The organism is Neobacillus paridis (assembly GCF_016765675.1).
Classification (GTDB): domain Bacteria; phylum Bacillota; class Bacilli; order Bacillales; family Cytobacillaceae; genus Neobacillus; species Neobacillus paridis.
The window spans coordinates 1-532 of the sequence record NZ_JAESWB010000125.1; the positions used below are offsets into that span (position 1 = coordinate 1).

At 62.8% G+C, this 532-nt stretch carries 1 protein-coding gene; it reads right to left on the reverse strand.

All coding sequences use genetic code 11. The annotated features are described in order from the left end of the window. A partial coding sequence (locus JK635_RS28190) for an aminotransferase class III-fold pyridoxal phosphate-dependent enzyme (RefSeq protein ID WP_202653258.1) occupies positions 1-195 on the reverse strand: 195 nt, incomplete at its 3' end. Positions 196-532: the final 337 nt, after the last annotated feature.

Here is a 532-nt window from a genome sequence, read left to right on the forward strand (position 1 = left end):
CGCCTGCGCGGTCAGCGCGTCCTGTATGCATTGCGGCGAATGGCCCAGGCAGTTCACCGCCCAGCCCTGCAGGTAATCGAGGTAGCGCTTGCCGGTATGGTCGGTCAGCCACATGCCCTGGCCTTCGGTGAAGACCAGCGGTGGGCGGTTGGTGATGTAGAGCAGCGCGTCGGTGTCGTACTGGCTGAATTCCATTTGATGACTCCTGTTCAAAAAAAAAGCCACAGGGCTGACCTGTGGCTTGGTGACTGACTGACACTCACACGCACGGCTTCCCGGGTTCAGGATGCGGGTTGCGGCGTCGGGAGGCGGTCAGTGAATTTGGCATGCCGGCGATAGTATGATTTTTATCGCAGCGCGTCAAACGACCCGCATCGCCGGCTTGCGCAATCACGGCGCGGCCAGGTCGGCTTCCGAGGTGAAGGCGTCGGCGTAGAACTCCTCCGCCGGCAGAGCGCACTGCGCGGTGAAATCGCTTTGGGCCGCGTTCACCATGGCCGGCGCGCCGCAGGCATAGACCTGGTGGCCAGAC